The following is a 13,036-nucleotide window of genomic DNA, read 5'->3' as shown; positions in this document are numbered from 1 at the left end:
CTTTTTCTTTTTAATTTTCAAAGTGAGGTTCTGGTACCGGTGGTGGAACCTCCCTTTTCGGATGACAAACCACTCCGCACTTCACAAAACAACCTTTGCCTATGTTCCAGCAGTACTTGGCAATCGGTGTGGTCTCTGCCGGGCAGCTTAAACGTTCGGCTTCAAAGATAGGTTCGACCACAAAGGGGCCGGGCACCGATTGAAGATCAAAAACTTCTTCTGCCGCAAACACGCTGGCGCTTGACAAGGTCAGGGCTGCAAAGAGAGATAGAACAAATGCTTTCATAGATTCTCCTGGGTTATAGTTAAAAAAATCGCACCCAGATAAGGCTAAAAGAGACGATGTTCCGCAGGGTATTCTTTTTCAGACCACCTGCCGGAAATCAAGAGTGGAAAGGCCCCTTATGTTAATTGAGGACTACAACATTTCAAGTTGGATTGTATCCAAGACGCTGGCTCTGTCCTACTTCATCGCGTTTGTGTCTTTGTTGCCTCAGGTCCTCGGACTTTTTGGAACTCAAGGCATTCTTTCCATCGATCATCTGTTAAATATTCTGGATAAAGAACTGAAAGCGGATCGATTCTATCACATTCCAAGTCTGTTCTGGTTTTCTTCCAGTGATCTGACGCTGAAGCTGTTTTGCTTTGTCGGAATGACGGCTTCATCTCTGGCATTTCTGGGGTTCAGCCAAAGTATCATGTTCCTGATCTGCTTTGTCTGTTACCTTTCATTCGTCAGCTGCGGTCAGATTTTTTTAAGCTATCAGTGGGACAGCCTGTTGCTGGAGTTCGGTTTTCTGGGACTGTTCTTCGCCCCCTGGAAGTGGGAGTGGATTCCCCTGGGAACTCACAGTTTGCATCCGGTGATTCTGGCGTTGGTCATTCTTCTGCTGTTTAAACTGATGTTCCTGTCGGGTGTGGTGAAGCTGACCCATAAGGATGCCAGTTGGAAAAATCTGACAGCCTTGACCTTTCACTACTGGACTCAGCCACTTCCGACTCCGTTGGCCTATTTTGCACACAAACTTCCGCTGTTCCTGCAAAGGCTGAGCGCCGCAGTCATGTTCACTATTGAGCTTGTGATGCCCTTCTTCATATTGATTCCCGGCAAAACTCAAGTGGTCGCAGTCGCACTTTTAGTGCTGTTGCAAATTCTGATTATCTTCACTGGCAACTTTGGCTTCTTCAATCTGATGACTCTGGGGCTGTGCCTGGCGGTGCTGCCGGATTCTTCATGGGGGTTTAAAATCAACTGGGTTGAGCACAGCACAATTCCGACGGAGGCGGCTCTTGTTCCTGCGCTGATCTTGGTGCCAGCGTCCTTGTTCTGGATTTTGAAAACGCTTTGGGAAAAAAGCGAGAAACTGAACTTCATGCTTCCTTATATGCGTCTGCTCTACCCTTTTCGTATCAACAATCCCTATGGACTTTTTGCCGTGATGACTAAATCCCGCCCCGAGATCATTTTACAGGGCAGTAACGACGGCCATCACTGGCAGGACTATGAGTTCTTTCATAAGCCCGGCAACCTGAAAAAGATGCCGACCCTGGTGGCTCCTCATCAACCGCGGCTGGACTGGCAGATGTGGTTCGCAGCCTTGGAAGGGTTTAATGAAAACCTGTGGCTGCAAAACGTGGCTACAAGGATCTTCGAGCAATCGCCGGATGTCCTGGCTCTGCTGAAAACCAACCCCTTCAAGGGATCGGCACCACACTATTTGCGATTTGAGCGATATGAGTATCGCTTCACTAACTTGAGTGAACTTAGAAATTCAGGTTCATGGTGGCAGCGTGAACATCTGGGCTCTTACGGCCCCACCTTTACGCGGGACACTGACTAGAAGAGGCTGGGGGCGCAAAGTGACACGCAGAGAGCGGCACCTCTGCAGAAGTTTGACGTATCACCTTGGGAACGTATCACCCTGAGAAGAGTCTTTCTTTCAAGCTACTGAATTCACGGTGTTTTTTGCTTTGTCTCAGTCTGATCTATGGCACCGGGCTTGCTTTATAGATTGGCAACAGGGGGCTTTATGAAAAATGCGAAACAAATCTTCACAACTCTTCTAACACTCGGCGCACTGTCTCTTTTGACAGCTTGCGGTTCCAGCAACCAGGTCGCTGGTTCCACGGACTCCTCCAGCCGTACACCGGTTCAAGATATCGGAAGCGCAAATTCTAAAGCTCTGGCCTATTGCAACCAAGGTTCCGCAAATGGCATCACTGGTAAATTGAAAGTCTTTGTGGATTCTTACAAATATGTTCGCATGGAATATGTTTATCTTCGCCTGACCGCTTTGCCTGAATCCTTCAAAACCGGTGGTTCCTATATCTCTATGTGGAAATGGTTGGCAAATCCATCCGGTTACACAAACCTGGATTCTTCTGCATTGAATTTTGCTTTGATGAACCCATCCACAGGTCAATACCTGACAGGCTGGAAAACAACTTTGAAATGGAGCGAAGTGGTTAACGTGGCTTCCAGCATGGGCTACACAGATCCACAAAACTTCTTCAACAACGTCAACATCCTGGTGGATCTTAAAGATCAAAATGGTGATTACGATGTCTTGAAAGTGGCTAACTACGACGCCTCCACAAACAAAGCCATCAACACTATGGACGCCCTGTTGCCACTGTTCGCCGCAAACCCTGCCGACTACGCTAACGACAACGGCGCAAGCCGCGCGGGTGTCTTGCAAGCCCTGCACCCCTTCAAAAGCAGCGCTGGCCAATTCTCCACTTCCCAATACCAATCCATGGCCAACAACTTCTGCTTCTAAAAAAAGCCCACCCCCTAAAAACAAAAAAACCACTCTTCCCCCAGAGTGGTTTTTTGTTTTTGGTCAGTGTGCTGACTCCTGGCTCACTTCTTCGGCCTGCAGGTTTTCGCCCTGCCGATACCGATCCGCCAAAGTCTTGTCGGTGGTCGGGAACGAGAACAGCAGCGAATGCACATTGGACTCTTCATCTTCCTGAGTCACCGCAATGTAGGTTAAATCTTTCGTGGTTTCGTGATCCGGGAATTCACGGATAAAGCTGACCAGAATGTTTCCATCCAGGTCGTTCTTTCTCCAGATTTCGTCGGCATTTTCGATGGTTTCTTCGCGCAGATTTGCATATTCCTGGAACTTTTCCTGAGGAATATCTTTTTCGCTGCGCACTTTTAACATGGCCTGATAAAGGCCCACGGCCAAAGGATCCCCTTCGCCCATGGCATCGCCTTCGACAGAGGCTCCGGAGACTTGCTCGAAGTTTCTGTCATAAACCATTTCACCGCGCTGGTAGTTCTGCCAAACCCGGCTGTCACGTGATGGGAAATGGATGAAAACGAAGGTGGGGTACTCGTCTTCCGTTGAAACATAGGCCACGGCGACATACTTGAAAGCTTCGTCCCCCTGCTCATAGCCACGAATGAAGTGATAAATGGCAAAGTCCTCGAAGGTTTTGTCATCCATCCAAACTTCATCTGGCTCATCCAAAGTGGATTCCAGGTAGTTTTCACGAGCAATTTGCTCTTCGTCAGAGAAATCCTCTGGCGAACGAAGAGAGGAGTACTCTGTTTCCAGTTTATCTATGGCTTCTCTGAAATACCCAAACAGATCCTCTTCATTCTCAAAAATGAGTCCCGCCGCCTCATCAACGATGATGTACTCTTTTTCAGAGGAGGAGGTCGTGGTTGTTTTCTTCTTAGCCCGGGTCTTTGTCTTCGCCATGTGTATTCGTATCCTTCATTTTGTATTATCGAGAGATTCCCTTGTCCCAACAACTAGAAAAAGGACACTTTCGACGAACCCTGTCATAGTTCGCTTTTTGGTCTTGCAACAGTGGGTTTTATTCCTCAACATCGGACTTAAGAGGTCAGCAGGAGGCTCTCTTGGTCAATCTAGAAGAAACAAGTTTGGAAAGAATGGAAGCTTTGCTGTCACATTCAGCCATGGGTGTTCATGTTCTTTTTGACAACCAATCCATCGCAAAAGTGCTCAAGGACGTGAGCGACGATAAGGACTTTTACAGCTTTGATAAGATGAAAAAAGTCCAGGACGTCATGACAGAGCTGATTGCGAAGAAGACTTACTTCGAGAAAATGGCCTATCTTCAGGCTCTCGATACGGAGTCTTATCAGATGCTGGTTCGCGCGTATTTCCATATTGTGGAAAATACCGTTCGCGCCAATCACGAACACAGCCACTAAGTCGGCATATTAAAGTTCTTTTTTTCGTCTAAAGCTTGAGCAGTTCAATCAAGCTTTAGTGACCTTGTTTGGGAAGTTCAAATTTCTGTCTAAAGCTTAGAGTCCTAATTCGACATCAATCGACAATTTTGCTGCACCCATCCCCCGCAATGCTATCCTGAAAAGGAAGAAAGGTGCCTGGTTGTTTTTTCTGGCGAGCCTGCGTCAAATGGAATTAATGCGCTATAGCCAGAAAAAACAACCAGGCACCTTTTAGGTTCCCACCGCAAAGCCGATAGGAGAACTTGTGAAATATCGGGTTTTCTTATCGGCTTTCTTTTTTGTTCTGCTGCCCAGCCTGGGAAAGGCTGAGTACCGCGTCTTTCTCCTTAAGATCAGCAAAAGAGCACCAGCCAACACACCAGCTCCTCCTCCGGGGACACCCCCGCCAGCGCAAGACTTTCGTCTGGTTGAAAGCACATTAGATCATATTCAATATCGCTACTATCATCAGGTCGCGCCGGATGAAGACGTCACCTACATCGATACTTGGCGCTGCTACGGACGCACGGGGGACTTCAAACCTCACTGCCCCAACCCCAAAGGCCAGATTCCTGCTGAGGAGTCTCCGGCATCTTAATAGTCCTGTGTCTTTTTGATACACTTAAGGAATATGTCGTCCATAGACAGTTCCACGAGAAAAGCCATGCAAGCGGATTTGAACGAGGTTCAAGCCGATCACGCACGCAAAAAAAAGCAGCTGGTTAAAGAAAATGAAAACGAGCTCGCCGATCTGAAAGAATACTACAGCGACAAAAAAAGCGGCCTGCAAGAGCAGAACGAAGCGGCCATCAATCATATCCGCAAGCGCCAACAGGAGACTTCGCAAGACGCTCATCTGGAACGTCAGCAACTGACTGAAAAGTACAATGCCAAAACCCGCGCCTTGCAGGAAGACTACGATCAAAAACTGTCCACCACCCGCGACAAAAGAGCCGAACAACTGGCGCAGGCAAAACAAGATGCCAAGGCTCAGGTGGCCCGTATCGAGCAGGACGCCGGCGATCGCATTGACTATGTTCGCACCAAAACCGAAGAGGACCTTCGCGGTGCCAAAGCCAAGTACAACAAAGACATGGCACAGATCAATGAATTCAGCGGCAAACGTCTGGAGCAACAACGCCAGTTGAACGACACCCGCCTGCAAGGTGAGGTCGAACGTGGTCAGGTCAATCAGGAACGACTGCGCACACGCAACGAAAAAGAATACAGCGAATTGCGCGCAAGGGGTGAAAATGAAATCGCCCACGAACACGAACAGCAGGATAAAAAACTAGAGCGCCAGAACAACGACTTTACCAAGCGCTATGAACAGCAGCAGAAGCAATGGGAATCCCGTGAAGAACGGCTCAACACCCAGTACAGTGACCGGTTAACTCATCACAAGAAAGCCTATGAAAACGAGTTGAGCAACCAACACGAGCGCTTCCAAAGCAACTATCAAAAGACCGAAGAAGCCCAGCGCGAGGCCGCCAATATTCAAAAAAAGCGCTACGTCCGTGAACTTGCTGAAACACGCAAAGACTTTGTCAAAGCAGCTTCCAAATACTCTGATAAAGAATCAGATCCCTTTTATAAAGTTGAAGATCGCGGCAGTTACCTGCGCGAGAATCCAGATTTCTATATTTTAAGGGCTTTTGTTCCTGAGCATGAAAAAGACGCCGTGAAAGTCACGATCCAAAAAGACCGTGCAACGATTTCCGGTCAGCGTTCATTCAAAGACAAAGTGGAAGACGATGGCAAAACGGTCAGCAGTTCCAACTTCCAGACCTTCCGCGAAGAATTTACTTTTGATAAGCCCGTGATCACCGAAGGCATGACCCGCGAACGCGACGGCGATTGGGTCACCTACCGTATTCCAAAAGGTTTTACGAACCGCTTTGAACGCAAAGCTTAGTATACTCCTGAAACCGCACAAGCAGGTGCTCCAGGAAGTACGCCGCCAACTCATGACGACCATCCACGCTGGCTTTTTTGTACAGACTGAGAGCTTGTTGTCTGGTCGTGGTCTCGGACGTGCCACGCAGATCGGCAATTTCACGAAGGCTCATGCCTGACAGAATCAGACTTCCAACTTCGCATTCGGTTTTTGTAAGGCCCCATTGGTCAAAATGAGATTGGAAGTAAGTCTGAAATTCCGAGAGTTGCCGTTTCATATGTGAGATTACATCGGAATGCAAACTATCTGTCATCATACACAAGTATGCTCGACATCTTTTTTCCACCCAGGCTGGAGACATCGCTGTTCTGGCCGAAACGACTGGGAATCACTATGCTTTCATCAAATAGCGTACTTCACGCATTACAAAAGCAAGACGGGACTGAAGATCTTGAAGCATTTCAAGATTCGTGTGCAACTGCGCCAGAGCATCGCTCTCCACTACCGGAGTATCTGCCAGCTCATGATAAGACTTGTGGGTCACAGGAGAAATAGAGGGCTCAAAAGATTCTGCAGCGGTTGTTTCCACTTGTGCATTTTCAAGATTGATCACTCTCATTTTAGTCTCCTTCACCCGTTTTCTCAGGCGCGAAATCAAAGTCTAGTTAGCTTTTTTCTATTCCAACAACTTAAATAAACTTACATGGACATTTTACACGGCTTGCTAGTATTCACACTGCAAGGACGCTGTGTCCGTGCCGGCCAGATTCACACGATCATCCCCGCTGGAAAGATACGTCGCCATCACAGACCCATTATTGTCTTTGTGTTTTAAGCCCAGGACATGGCCCATCTCGTGAAGAACCAAAGCCTCAATATTGACTGGAGACGAGCTTTTTCGCTCTGGTTTTGCCGCTGTCGTCAATCCACTGCCATTCCAATAGAAACTAAAGTCTGCGGCATTCAGGCGGATATCGGCTTCCTTGATCAGGTCCCCAATCCAGTAAACACTGGTGCGCCCTTGCTCAGAGGAGCGGTTCGCTTCCCACGTATTCATGAAATAGATCACATTACGGCCATCTTTGTGGGGGTTCAGAGGACCGGTCTCTCGAGGGTATTCCACGATTTTAATGATGTCGCGCCCGGCAGTGCGAGCCCAGGTTGCAGCGGCACTGCGAATAGCCGGAACCATCGAGTCAGGAACAGACTCATGCAGATGCATCGTCACTGGAACATCACTTTTCCAGGAGATACGCTCGCCATACACGTTTTGCACGAATCCGCAGTCTTCTTGAGACTTCGGTGCACAGGCTTGAATGGATAAAGCTACAGTAAGGATCAAACTGATCCCAAGCCACTTCAACATGGAGCGACCTCCTTTGCCTTCATACCAATACAAGGAAAGGGCCACTGGCGCCGAGGTCCGAGCCAGCCCCTAAGATGCTGTATTCACGACTGTTTTCACCACCCGACCATCAAGGCCCGTAAAATGAGCATTGGCCAGAAAAACCCGTCTGTTTTACAGACAGCCCCCCGAAAAACTCGTAAGTTATTGACTTTATATGACCTTTCACCTGTCCAAGCTTTGCACACCCCCTCGCCGCAAAGTGTGGTGCAAAAGGGCTCCAACAGGTGTGGCCCGCGCCTTGCTTTAGTCCTAAGACAAGTCTCGAAATGAGACCATCGGGCCCCACCCCAACCGGGGATTCCTTCGTGGCCCACACAACCCACCCCACATCCTGCCTTTCCTGGTAGGGAGCCTAAAAAAGCTCCACCTACCAGCTCGCGCGCGATGCTGTGGCCCTTGGAAACAGGCCGCGTTTTTGATAAAACAGGGACCTTCAACGAAAGGCCGAAATAATGATGAAACTGACTGTGATCCCCGGTGATGGCATCGGTCCTGAAATTATGACTCAGGTGGTGCGCGTTCTTAAACATGTGCATGCTCCGTTTGAATATGAAGAGCATCAGGCCGGTGAAATCGCCTTAAATTCTGTTGGCGAACTTCTGCCACAAACCACTCTCGACTCCATCAATAAAAACAAACTGGCAATCAAAGGCCCCACCACGACTCCAGTGGGCGGCGGTCACAAGTCTATCAACGTGACGATGCGACAGAAGTTTGATTTGTATGCCAACGTTCGCCCTGTTCGCTCCTTGCCTGGCGTTCAGTGCGTGTGCTCGGATGTGGATCTGACCATCGTGCGCGAAAACACCGAGGACCTGTACGCCGGTATCGAGCGCATGGTTGATGAAAACACCGCTGAAAGCATCAAACGTATCACACGCAAAGGTTCAGAACGTATTGCCCGTTATGCTTACGACCTGGCACAAAAAACCGGCAAACAGCGCGTGGCGATTGTCCATAAGGCCAACATCATGAAGTTGTCCGACGGCTTGTTCTTGAAGGTTGCACAGGAAGTCGGCTGGCAGTACCCGGAGATCACCACCAAGGATGTGATCGTGGATAATGCCTGCATGCAACTAGTGATGAAGCCTCAGCAGTTCGATGTGATTGTCACCGAAAACCTGTATGGCGATATTCTTTCTGATATCTGCGCGGGACTTGTCGGAGGCCTGGGTATTGTTCCGGGTGCTAACATCGGCGCCAACCACGCGATCTTTGAAGCTGTTCACGGCTCTGCTCCGGACATTGCAGGACAAAACAAAGCCAATCCAACCGCGCTGTTGCAATCTGCAGTCATGATGCTTCAACACGTGGGCGAAAACGGCAAAGCCGACGCGATCATGAAAGCCTTGATTGCCGCCTTGTCTGACGTCAATGCCCGCACCGGCGATCTGGGCGGTCGTGGCACCACGGTGTCCTTCACTGATGCGATCATCCAGCGCCTGGGTGCCCAGTAATATGGCACAAGCCCTGACGATCTCGCCGATTCAGACTGCGATCTTCCATCAAGGTGATGATCTGGCCGAGTTCGTCGTGGCCCAGGTTCCAAAGTCCCTGTGGCAGGAAGGAGCCCTTCTTGCCATCACTTCCAAGATCGTGAGCCTGGCGGAAAATCGTCTGCAGGCCCATGACAGCATTGATAAAAAAACTCTGATCCGTCGTGAGGCGGATCATTATCTGGGCGAGATTGGCCACGGCGTCAGCCTGACCATCAAACACGGCCTGCTGCTGCCCGCAGCTGGTATCGATGAATCCAACTCTGAAAGTGGTGACTATATTCTTTACCCGCAGGATCCCTATGCCTCTGCAGAAAAACTGCGCCTGGATCTTTGTGCGAAACTGGGCTTAAAGAATCTGGGAATTCTTGTTACGGACTCTCACACCAGTCCCCTGCGCCATGGTGTGGTTGGGGCCGCCCTGTCTTTTGCGGGATTTGATCCCGTTCGCAATATGATCGGTGAAAAAGACATCTTTGGTCGCGAACTAAAGATGACTAAAATCAATCTGGCAGACAGTCTGGCCACAGCCGCCGTGCTGATGATGGGGGAAGCGGCGGAAAGATGCCCATTAGCTGTGATTCACAATGCCCCTGTCACATTCAATCCCCGACCATTGCGTTCGGATCTGGAAATCCCGCCGGCCGAGGACATGTACCTGCCCCTTTACCAACATCTCATGAAGTAGCATTTGCCTGAAACAGGTTTTAAACTTAGCATTGATTATATGAAATCAATGTCTTTGCTTCTTGGATTTTGCTTCTTGCTTTCGTCTTGTGCCACCAACCAAAAAAGTCGCCTTGCGACCACGGGGATCGGAATCGGCGTCGGAGCCGTTATCGGCGCGGCCACGGCCCCGGCAGATGAACGCCCCGAGCTTCACGCAATGTATTGGGGTGGTATTATCGGTGTGATTTCGGCAGTGGCTGCAAACTTTTACTTTAGCGATGAAAAAGACATGGAAGTCATGCGCCTGGAAACAGAGAAAATGAAGGCGCAGCTGGACTTTTTCCAGAATGGACCGGCCACCCTGCTAAAGGAAACGACCGGCAAGGCTGACAAGAAGTATTTCCAAAGCGGTAAAGCCAAGATCAAACTTTATAAAATCGACCAGTGGGTCGATGAAGGCCCGAACAAAAAGTACCACCGCGATCAGATGATTGAAATCCTTCCCTTGGACAAGGCCGAATAATGAAGACACGTGTTTTGCTTCTGCTTCTTGGCGCCAGTCTTATCTGGGCCGGCACTGTGACTTACCTGTACTGGCAGCTGAAGAACAATCCCCGGGTTGTCGCCGTCACCATGGATGCCGGCAAGGAATCCCTGCAAAACATGCAACTGGGCGAAATGGAAAAAATGACTTTCCTGCGCCAGTATCTGGAGCGCTATTTCAACTACGACTCCAACAACTTCTGGCAGTCCCAAACTTCTTTGGCTTTTTTGATGTCCCCTAAATTAAGCGAAGAACGCATTCGTGAAGTCAGTCGCCTGCGGGAAAAAATTCAGCAAAAAAACATGTCCCAGGCCGGTCGACTGCTGGGCCTGAAGCAGCTGCCTGATGGCTCCTATCAAACCCAGGTGCATCTGCGTATCACCGAAAATTCCCAAAAAAATGACCTGTACATCCAAACACAGATCCGGCTGAACAACACCGAACGAACCCTGGAAAATCCCTGGGGTCTGGTGGTCAGCAGCATGCAACTGACATCCGCCCCCACCGCGCCTGATTTCAAACCTCTGGTGCACATCGGATCACAAAGTCCGGTTCTGCTCACATTCCCCTGCGCCATTGAAAATATTGAAAACCCACAAGAGTCCGAGCTGAAAATAAAAATCACGACCCTGAATATCAGCGAGCTGCAAATCACACCTGCCAAAACATTTAAAGGCCCCGTGTCTTTGCTGGCCTCGTGCAAAGGCCTGGAGTTCAAGTTTGATTTGACCACGGAAGGAAAGGAAAAGGATCTGTTCGTGGCTTTTCCAGAATCCGCTGGTTCTGTCCGAAGAAAAGAGATCGCCCCCAGCAAAACTCATAAGAAGGACATCTACGAAAAAACCATCGAGAACGTTCTGGGGATCGAGCTGGATCAATAGACGTTACAGTTTCATTTTGCTGCGTTTAAGTGCCTCGACAATAACGTCATGATCAACACCCACTAAAATGGCCACCTTGGGGTTGTTCTTGCGACACAAAAAGTATGCCGATATCGGCAGTGTGGCCCGCTTCCCCTTGAGATCATACCAGTCGTCTCCTTCCAGAATCTGCCGCTCCTGTTCTGGAGTGGTGAAAGGCCAAATAGAGGAATCAAAGAATTCACTCACGAACAAAGTCTCTCTGCCAGGTCCTTCAGCTTCGCCTTGAACGTGGTAGCGGGACATGCTTCGGTTGTCTCCGGTCATATAAGAAAACTCTTTCAGTGTCCCTTTTATGAACGCATAGTCGTTCGGATGCAGCAGGTGTCCACGCAGAATATCGGACTTGCGTGCGCGATGAAAAACCCGGGCCGCAAAAACAAACACCGCAGCCAAAAGCAACATCATCAACGCCGAACCGTAACCCGACCACCAATGCAGCCCGCCTTCTTGAACCAAAGAAACAAAAAAGGCACCGCCAACAACACAGATTAAGGCACAGACCGAGAAAAACCAGATCATGATCCATCCGGGGGTGCCACGATGAAGCGCCAGCTTCTGCAGTCGCAGGTAATCTTTAAGTTCCTGTTCGTTTTTTACAGCCAGATACTTCCACGTCTTGTGCATGGATTAAGAATGAGCAGCTCCCAGATCAGGGTCAAGTTCGGAATGAGCCGATTTGGGAATGCTGAGCACCACCTGAGTGCCGACCCCCACACGGGAGCGAATCTGCAAATCGCCACCCACGGACTGCAAAGCTTTTTTGGCATCATACAAACCCAGCCCGTTGCCTTTTTCTTTTCCGTAGCTGACCCCTTCCTGAGTCAACTGTGGCAGGATCTCTTCGGGGATCCCACATCCGTTGTCCATGATCTGCAACAGCCAATGATCCTGACGTTCCATCAAAGTCAGATTGATCGACGCCTCTTTTTCAGGAAGGGCTTCCAATGAGTTATTCAGCAGGTTGCTCACAACACGCTGAAGCTTGATGGAATCCAAAGTCACTTTCACTTCAGGCGAATGTATATGCTTGTGCCAAGTGAAGTTGACTTGCGGATTTGAGAAGCGGTATTCCTTCAGCAAAGATTCCAGCAAAGAGGTTAAATCCTGCTGATTCGCAGTGACCACCACAGCAGCACTGCCAGTCACTGGGGGTTTGCGACTGCGACTTAACAGATCTTCGGCAATGCCTTTAATCCGGGAAACCGCATGGTCAAAAAGTTCTTTTTTCTCTGAGCTCATTTCGTGAGAGAGCTGACTTAACGTGGTCAACGCCATCAATGGACCACGAATATCGTGAGCCACCTGACGTGAAATCTGAGAAATTTCACGGGACAGAGCCAGTTCCGCTTCCAACTTTTGTTCATGCAGCCGCGCCATAAAGTCACGGCGGTAAGACCAGCCCAAAAACATCAGGCCCAGCACCAACCCCAACATAAACAGCGGCGAGGTCATGGCTTTGATCGCCAGTTCAGATGTCCCGAAACAGACCGCAATGTTTCCCGCAGGCAACGAGTTCAGGGTGATGGGAACCTGGGTTGAAAACAGGCACTGCAAGGACTCGGGCTTTTGCACTTCACTTTTCACCACAGCCGGGTGAACTTCCTTCAACTGACTCAAAATTTTATTCTGCAAACTAGGATCGCCCTGAAACAGCTTCGCACGGGCAATGTCATCTTCCCAAATGCCGACGTATTGCTCCACCGAACTGCGGGCTCTTTGCACCTCAAAAGTAAAACTCAAAACAGCCACGGCGATGCTTACCAGCACAAAGACCGTAAGCCATTTTCCCGGCATCCCATTTTGAGACAATACTTTTGTATTTTCCATATCATCACATCCAGCAAACCGTGAACCAGCTTGCCCGGGCCACTGTGAGGTTTCGAGGT

16 protein-coding genes are annotated in these 13,036 nt (G+C 49.4%); 9 read left to right on the top strand and 7 right to left on the bottom strand.

What is annotated here, in order from left to right; translation table 11 throughout:
• Nucleotides 1-10: 10 nt before the first annotated feature.
• Nucleotides 11-286 (bottom strand): hypothetical protein, encoded by a 276-nt coding sequence (locus tag ACZ5ZZ_RS05385; RefSeq protein WP_464141612.1) that lies wholly within the window; start codon nucleotides 284-286, stop codon nucleotides 11-13.
• A 118-nt stretch (nucleotides 287-404) separates the two neighbouring features.
• Here ACZ5ZZ_RS05385 and ACZ5ZZ_RS05380 point away from each other — a divergent pair, with 118 nt between their 5' ends.
• Together ACZ5ZZ_RS05380 and ACZ5ZZ_RS05375 are read left to right on the top strand one after the other, a co-directional pair.
• Nucleotides 405-1,841, top strand: a complete 1,437-nt coding sequence (locus tag ACZ5ZZ_RS05380) for a lipase maturation factor family protein (protein ID WP_464141610.1) — start codon at nucleotides 405-407, stop codon at nucleotides 1,839-1,841.
• 189 nt (nucleotides 1,842-2,030) lie between these two features.
• Nucleotides 2,031-2,780, top strand: coding sequence for a hypothetical protein (locus ACZ5ZZ_RS05375; RefSeq protein ID WP_464117704.1), 750 nt, complete (start codon nucleotides 2,031-2,033; stop codon nucleotides 2,778-2,780).
• Between the two features lie 63 nt (nucleotides 2,781-2,843).
• On the opposite strand, the gene ACZ5ZZ_RS05370 is transcribed toward ACZ5ZZ_RS05375, so the two are convergent.
• Nucleotides 2,844-3,713 carry a PBECR2 nuclease fold domain-containing protein gene (locus tag ACZ5ZZ_RS05370; RefSeq protein ID WP_464134144.1) on the bottom strand — a complete coding sequence of 290 codons (870 nt, stop codon included), beginning with the start codon at nucleotides 3,711-3,713 and terminating at the stop codon, nucleotides 2,844-2,846.
• Nucleotides 3,714-3,874: 161 nt separating this feature from the next.
• Between ACZ5ZZ_RS05370 and ACZ5ZZ_RS05365 the strand changes: the two genes are divergently transcribed.
• The 3 genes from ACZ5ZZ_RS05365 (at nucleotide 3,875) to ACZ5ZZ_RS05355 (ending at nucleotide 6,128) form a co-directional block, all read left to right on the top strand.
• A complete protein-coding gene (locus ACZ5ZZ_RS05365; protein ID WP_464141609.1) occupies nucleotides 3,875-4,192 on the top strand; it encodes a hypothetical protein in 318 nt (105 codons plus the stop codon).
• Nucleotides 4,193-4,478: 286 nt separating this feature from the next.
• Nucleotides 4,479-4,811: a hypothetical protein gene (locus tag ACZ5ZZ_RS05360; protein WP_464141607.1), complete on the top strand. Its 333-nt coding sequence runs from the start codon at nucleotides 4,479-4,481 to the stop codon at nucleotides 4,809-4,811.
• 33 nt (nucleotides 4,812-4,844) lie between these two features.
• Nucleotides 4,845-6,128: an Hsp20/alpha crystallin family protein gene (locus tag ACZ5ZZ_RS05355; RefSeq protein WP_464141606.1), complete on the top strand. Its 1,284-nt coding sequence runs from the start codon at nucleotides 4,845-4,847 to the stop codon at nucleotides 6,126-6,128.
• On the opposite strand, the gene ACZ5ZZ_RS05350 is transcribed toward ACZ5ZZ_RS05355, so the two are convergent.
• The 3 genes from ACZ5ZZ_RS05350 to ACZ5ZZ_RS05340 form a co-directional block, all read right to left on the bottom strand.
• Entirely contained in the window at nucleotides 6,100-6,387 is a 288-nt protein-coding gene (locus tag ACZ5ZZ_RS05350) for a helix-turn-helix transcriptional regulator (RefSeq protein ID WP_464134136.1), read from the bottom strand. The two genes, ACZ5ZZ_RS05355 and ACZ5ZZ_RS05350, sit on opposite strands and share 29 nt — an antisense overlap.
• Before the next feature lie 114 nt (nucleotides 6,388-6,501).
• The gene (locus ACZ5ZZ_RS05345; RefSeq protein ID WP_464117713.1) at nucleotides 6,502-6,729 is read right to left on the bottom strand and encodes a hypothetical protein; all 228 of its coding nucleotides are present in this window, start codon (nucleotides 6,727-6,729) and stop codon (nucleotides 6,502-6,504) included.
• A gap of 105 nt (nucleotides 6,730-6,834) precedes the next feature.
• The gene (locus ACZ5ZZ_RS05340) at nucleotides 6,835-7,476 is read right to left on the bottom strand and encodes a matrixin family metalloprotease (protein WP_464117715.1); all 642 of its coding nucleotides are present in this window, start codon (nucleotides 7,474-7,476) and stop codon (nucleotides 6,835-6,837) included.
• 491 nt (nucleotides 7,477-7,967) lie between these two features.
• Here ACZ5ZZ_RS05340 and ACZ5ZZ_RS05335 point away from each other — a divergent pair, with 491 nt between their 5' ends.
• Genes ACZ5ZZ_RS05335 through ACZ5ZZ_RS05320 form a run of 4 tightly spaced genes read left to right on the top strand, consistent with a single transcriptional unit; the run spans nucleotide 7,968 to nucleotide 11,108 of the window.
• Nucleotides 7,968-8,975 carry an isocitrate/isopropylmalate dehydrogenase family protein gene (locus ACZ5ZZ_RS05335; protein ID WP_464121422.1) on the top strand — a complete coding sequence of 336 codons (1,008 nt, stop codon included), beginning with the start codon at nucleotides 7,968-7,970 and terminating at the stop codon, nucleotides 8,973-8,975.
• On the top strand, nucleotides 8,944-9,702 hold the full coding sequence (locus ACZ5ZZ_RS05330) for a coenzyme F420-0:L-glutamate ligase (protein WP_464141604.1): 759 nt from the start codon (nucleotides 8,944-8,946) through the stop codon (nucleotides 9,700-9,702). The genes ACZ5ZZ_RS05335 and ACZ5ZZ_RS05330 overlap by 32 nt, the downstream gene beginning before the upstream one ends.
• Nucleotides 9,703-9,741: 39 nt before the next feature.
• Entirely contained in the window at nucleotides 9,742-10,206 is a 465-nt protein-coding gene (locus ACZ5ZZ_RS05325) for a hypothetical protein (RefSeq protein WP_464134130.1), read from the top strand.
• Nucleotides 10,206-11,108 carry a hypothetical protein gene (locus tag ACZ5ZZ_RS05320; RefSeq protein ID WP_464141602.1) on the top strand — a complete coding sequence of 301 codons (903 nt, stop codon included), beginning with the start codon at nucleotides 10,206-10,208 and terminating at the stop codon, nucleotides 11,106-11,108. Before ACZ5ZZ_RS05325 ends, ACZ5ZZ_RS05320 begins: the two co-directional genes overlap by 1 nt.
• 3 nt (nucleotides 11,109-11,111) lie before the next feature.
• Here ACZ5ZZ_RS05320 and ACZ5ZZ_RS05315 read toward each other — a convergent pair whose 3' ends face one another.
• The gene (locus ACZ5ZZ_RS05315) at nucleotides 11,112-11,774 is read right to left on the bottom strand and encodes a hypothetical protein (RefSeq protein ID WP_464141601.1); all 663 of its coding nucleotides are present in this window, start codon (nucleotides 11,772-11,774) and stop codon (nucleotides 11,112-11,114) included.
• 3 nt (nucleotides 11,775-11,777) lie between these two features.
• Nucleotides 11,778-12,977 carry a sensor histidine kinase gene (locus tag ACZ5ZZ_RS05310; RefSeq protein WP_464141599.1) on the bottom strand — a complete coding sequence of 400 codons (1,200 nt, stop codon included), beginning with the start codon at nucleotides 12,975-12,977 and terminating at the stop codon, nucleotides 11,778-11,780.
• Nucleotides 12,978-13,036 lie beyond the last annotated feature (59 nt).

The organism is Bdellovibrio sp. HM001, assembly GCF_055397275.1.
Note: the sequence above shows the minus strand (reverse complement) of the source record. Positions and strands in the feature narration are given on the sequence as shown.

Excerpts from the sequence above, each read along its gene's own strand:
- ACZ5ZZ_RS05385 (WP_464141612.1), bottom strand. The coding sequence starts at position 286 with ATGAAAGCATTTGTTCTATCTCTCTTTGCAGCCCTGACCTTGTCAAGC.
- ACZ5ZZ_RS05380 (WP_464141610.1), top strand. The coding sequence starts at position 405 with ATGTTAATTGAGGACTACAACATTTCAAGTTGGATTGTATCCAAGACG.
- ACZ5ZZ_RS05375 (WP_464117704.1), top strand. The coding sequence starts at position 2,031 with ATGAAAAATGCGAAACAAATCTTCACAACTCTTCTAACACTCGGCGCA.
- ACZ5ZZ_RS05370 (WP_464134144.1), bottom strand. The coding sequence starts at position 3,713 with ATGGCGAAGACAAAGACCCGGGCTAAGAAGAAAACAACCACGACCTCC.
- ACZ5ZZ_RS05355 (WP_464141606.1), top strand. The coding sequence starts at position 4,845 with ATGTCGTCCATAGACAGTTCCACGAGAAAAGCCATGCAAGCGGATTTG.
- ACZ5ZZ_RS05350 (WP_464134136.1), bottom strand. The coding sequence starts at position 6,387 with ATGAAACGGCAACTCTCGGAATTTCAGACTTACTTCCAATCTCATTTT.
- ACZ5ZZ_RS05345 (WP_464117713.1), bottom strand. The coding sequence starts at position 6,729 with ATGAGAGTGATCAATCTTGAAAATGCACAAGTGGAAACAACCGCTGCA.
- ACZ5ZZ_RS05340 (WP_464117715.1), bottom strand. The coding sequence starts at position 7,476 with ATGTTGAAGTGGCTTGGGATCAGTTTGATCCTTACTGTAGCTTTATCC.
- ACZ5ZZ_RS05330 (WP_464141604.1), top strand. The coding sequence starts at position 8,944 with ATGCGATCATCCAGCGCCTGGGTGCCCAGTAATATGGCACAAGCCCTG.
- ACZ5ZZ_RS05325 (WP_464134130.1), top strand. The coding sequence starts at position 9,742 with ATGAAATCAATGTCTTTGCTTCTTGGATTTTGCTTCTTGCTTTCGTCT.
- ACZ5ZZ_RS05320 (WP_464141602.1), top strand. The coding sequence starts at position 10,206 with ATGAAGACACGTGTTTTGCTTCTGCTTCTTGGCGCCAGTCTTATCTGG.
- ACZ5ZZ_RS05315 (WP_464141601.1), bottom strand. The coding sequence starts at position 11,774 with ATGCACAAGACGTGGAAGTATCTGGCTGTAAAAAACGAACAGGAACTT.
- ACZ5ZZ_RS05310 (WP_464141599.1), bottom strand. The coding sequence starts at position 12,977 with ATGGAAAATACAAAAGTATTGTCTCAAAATGGGATGCCGGGAAAATGG.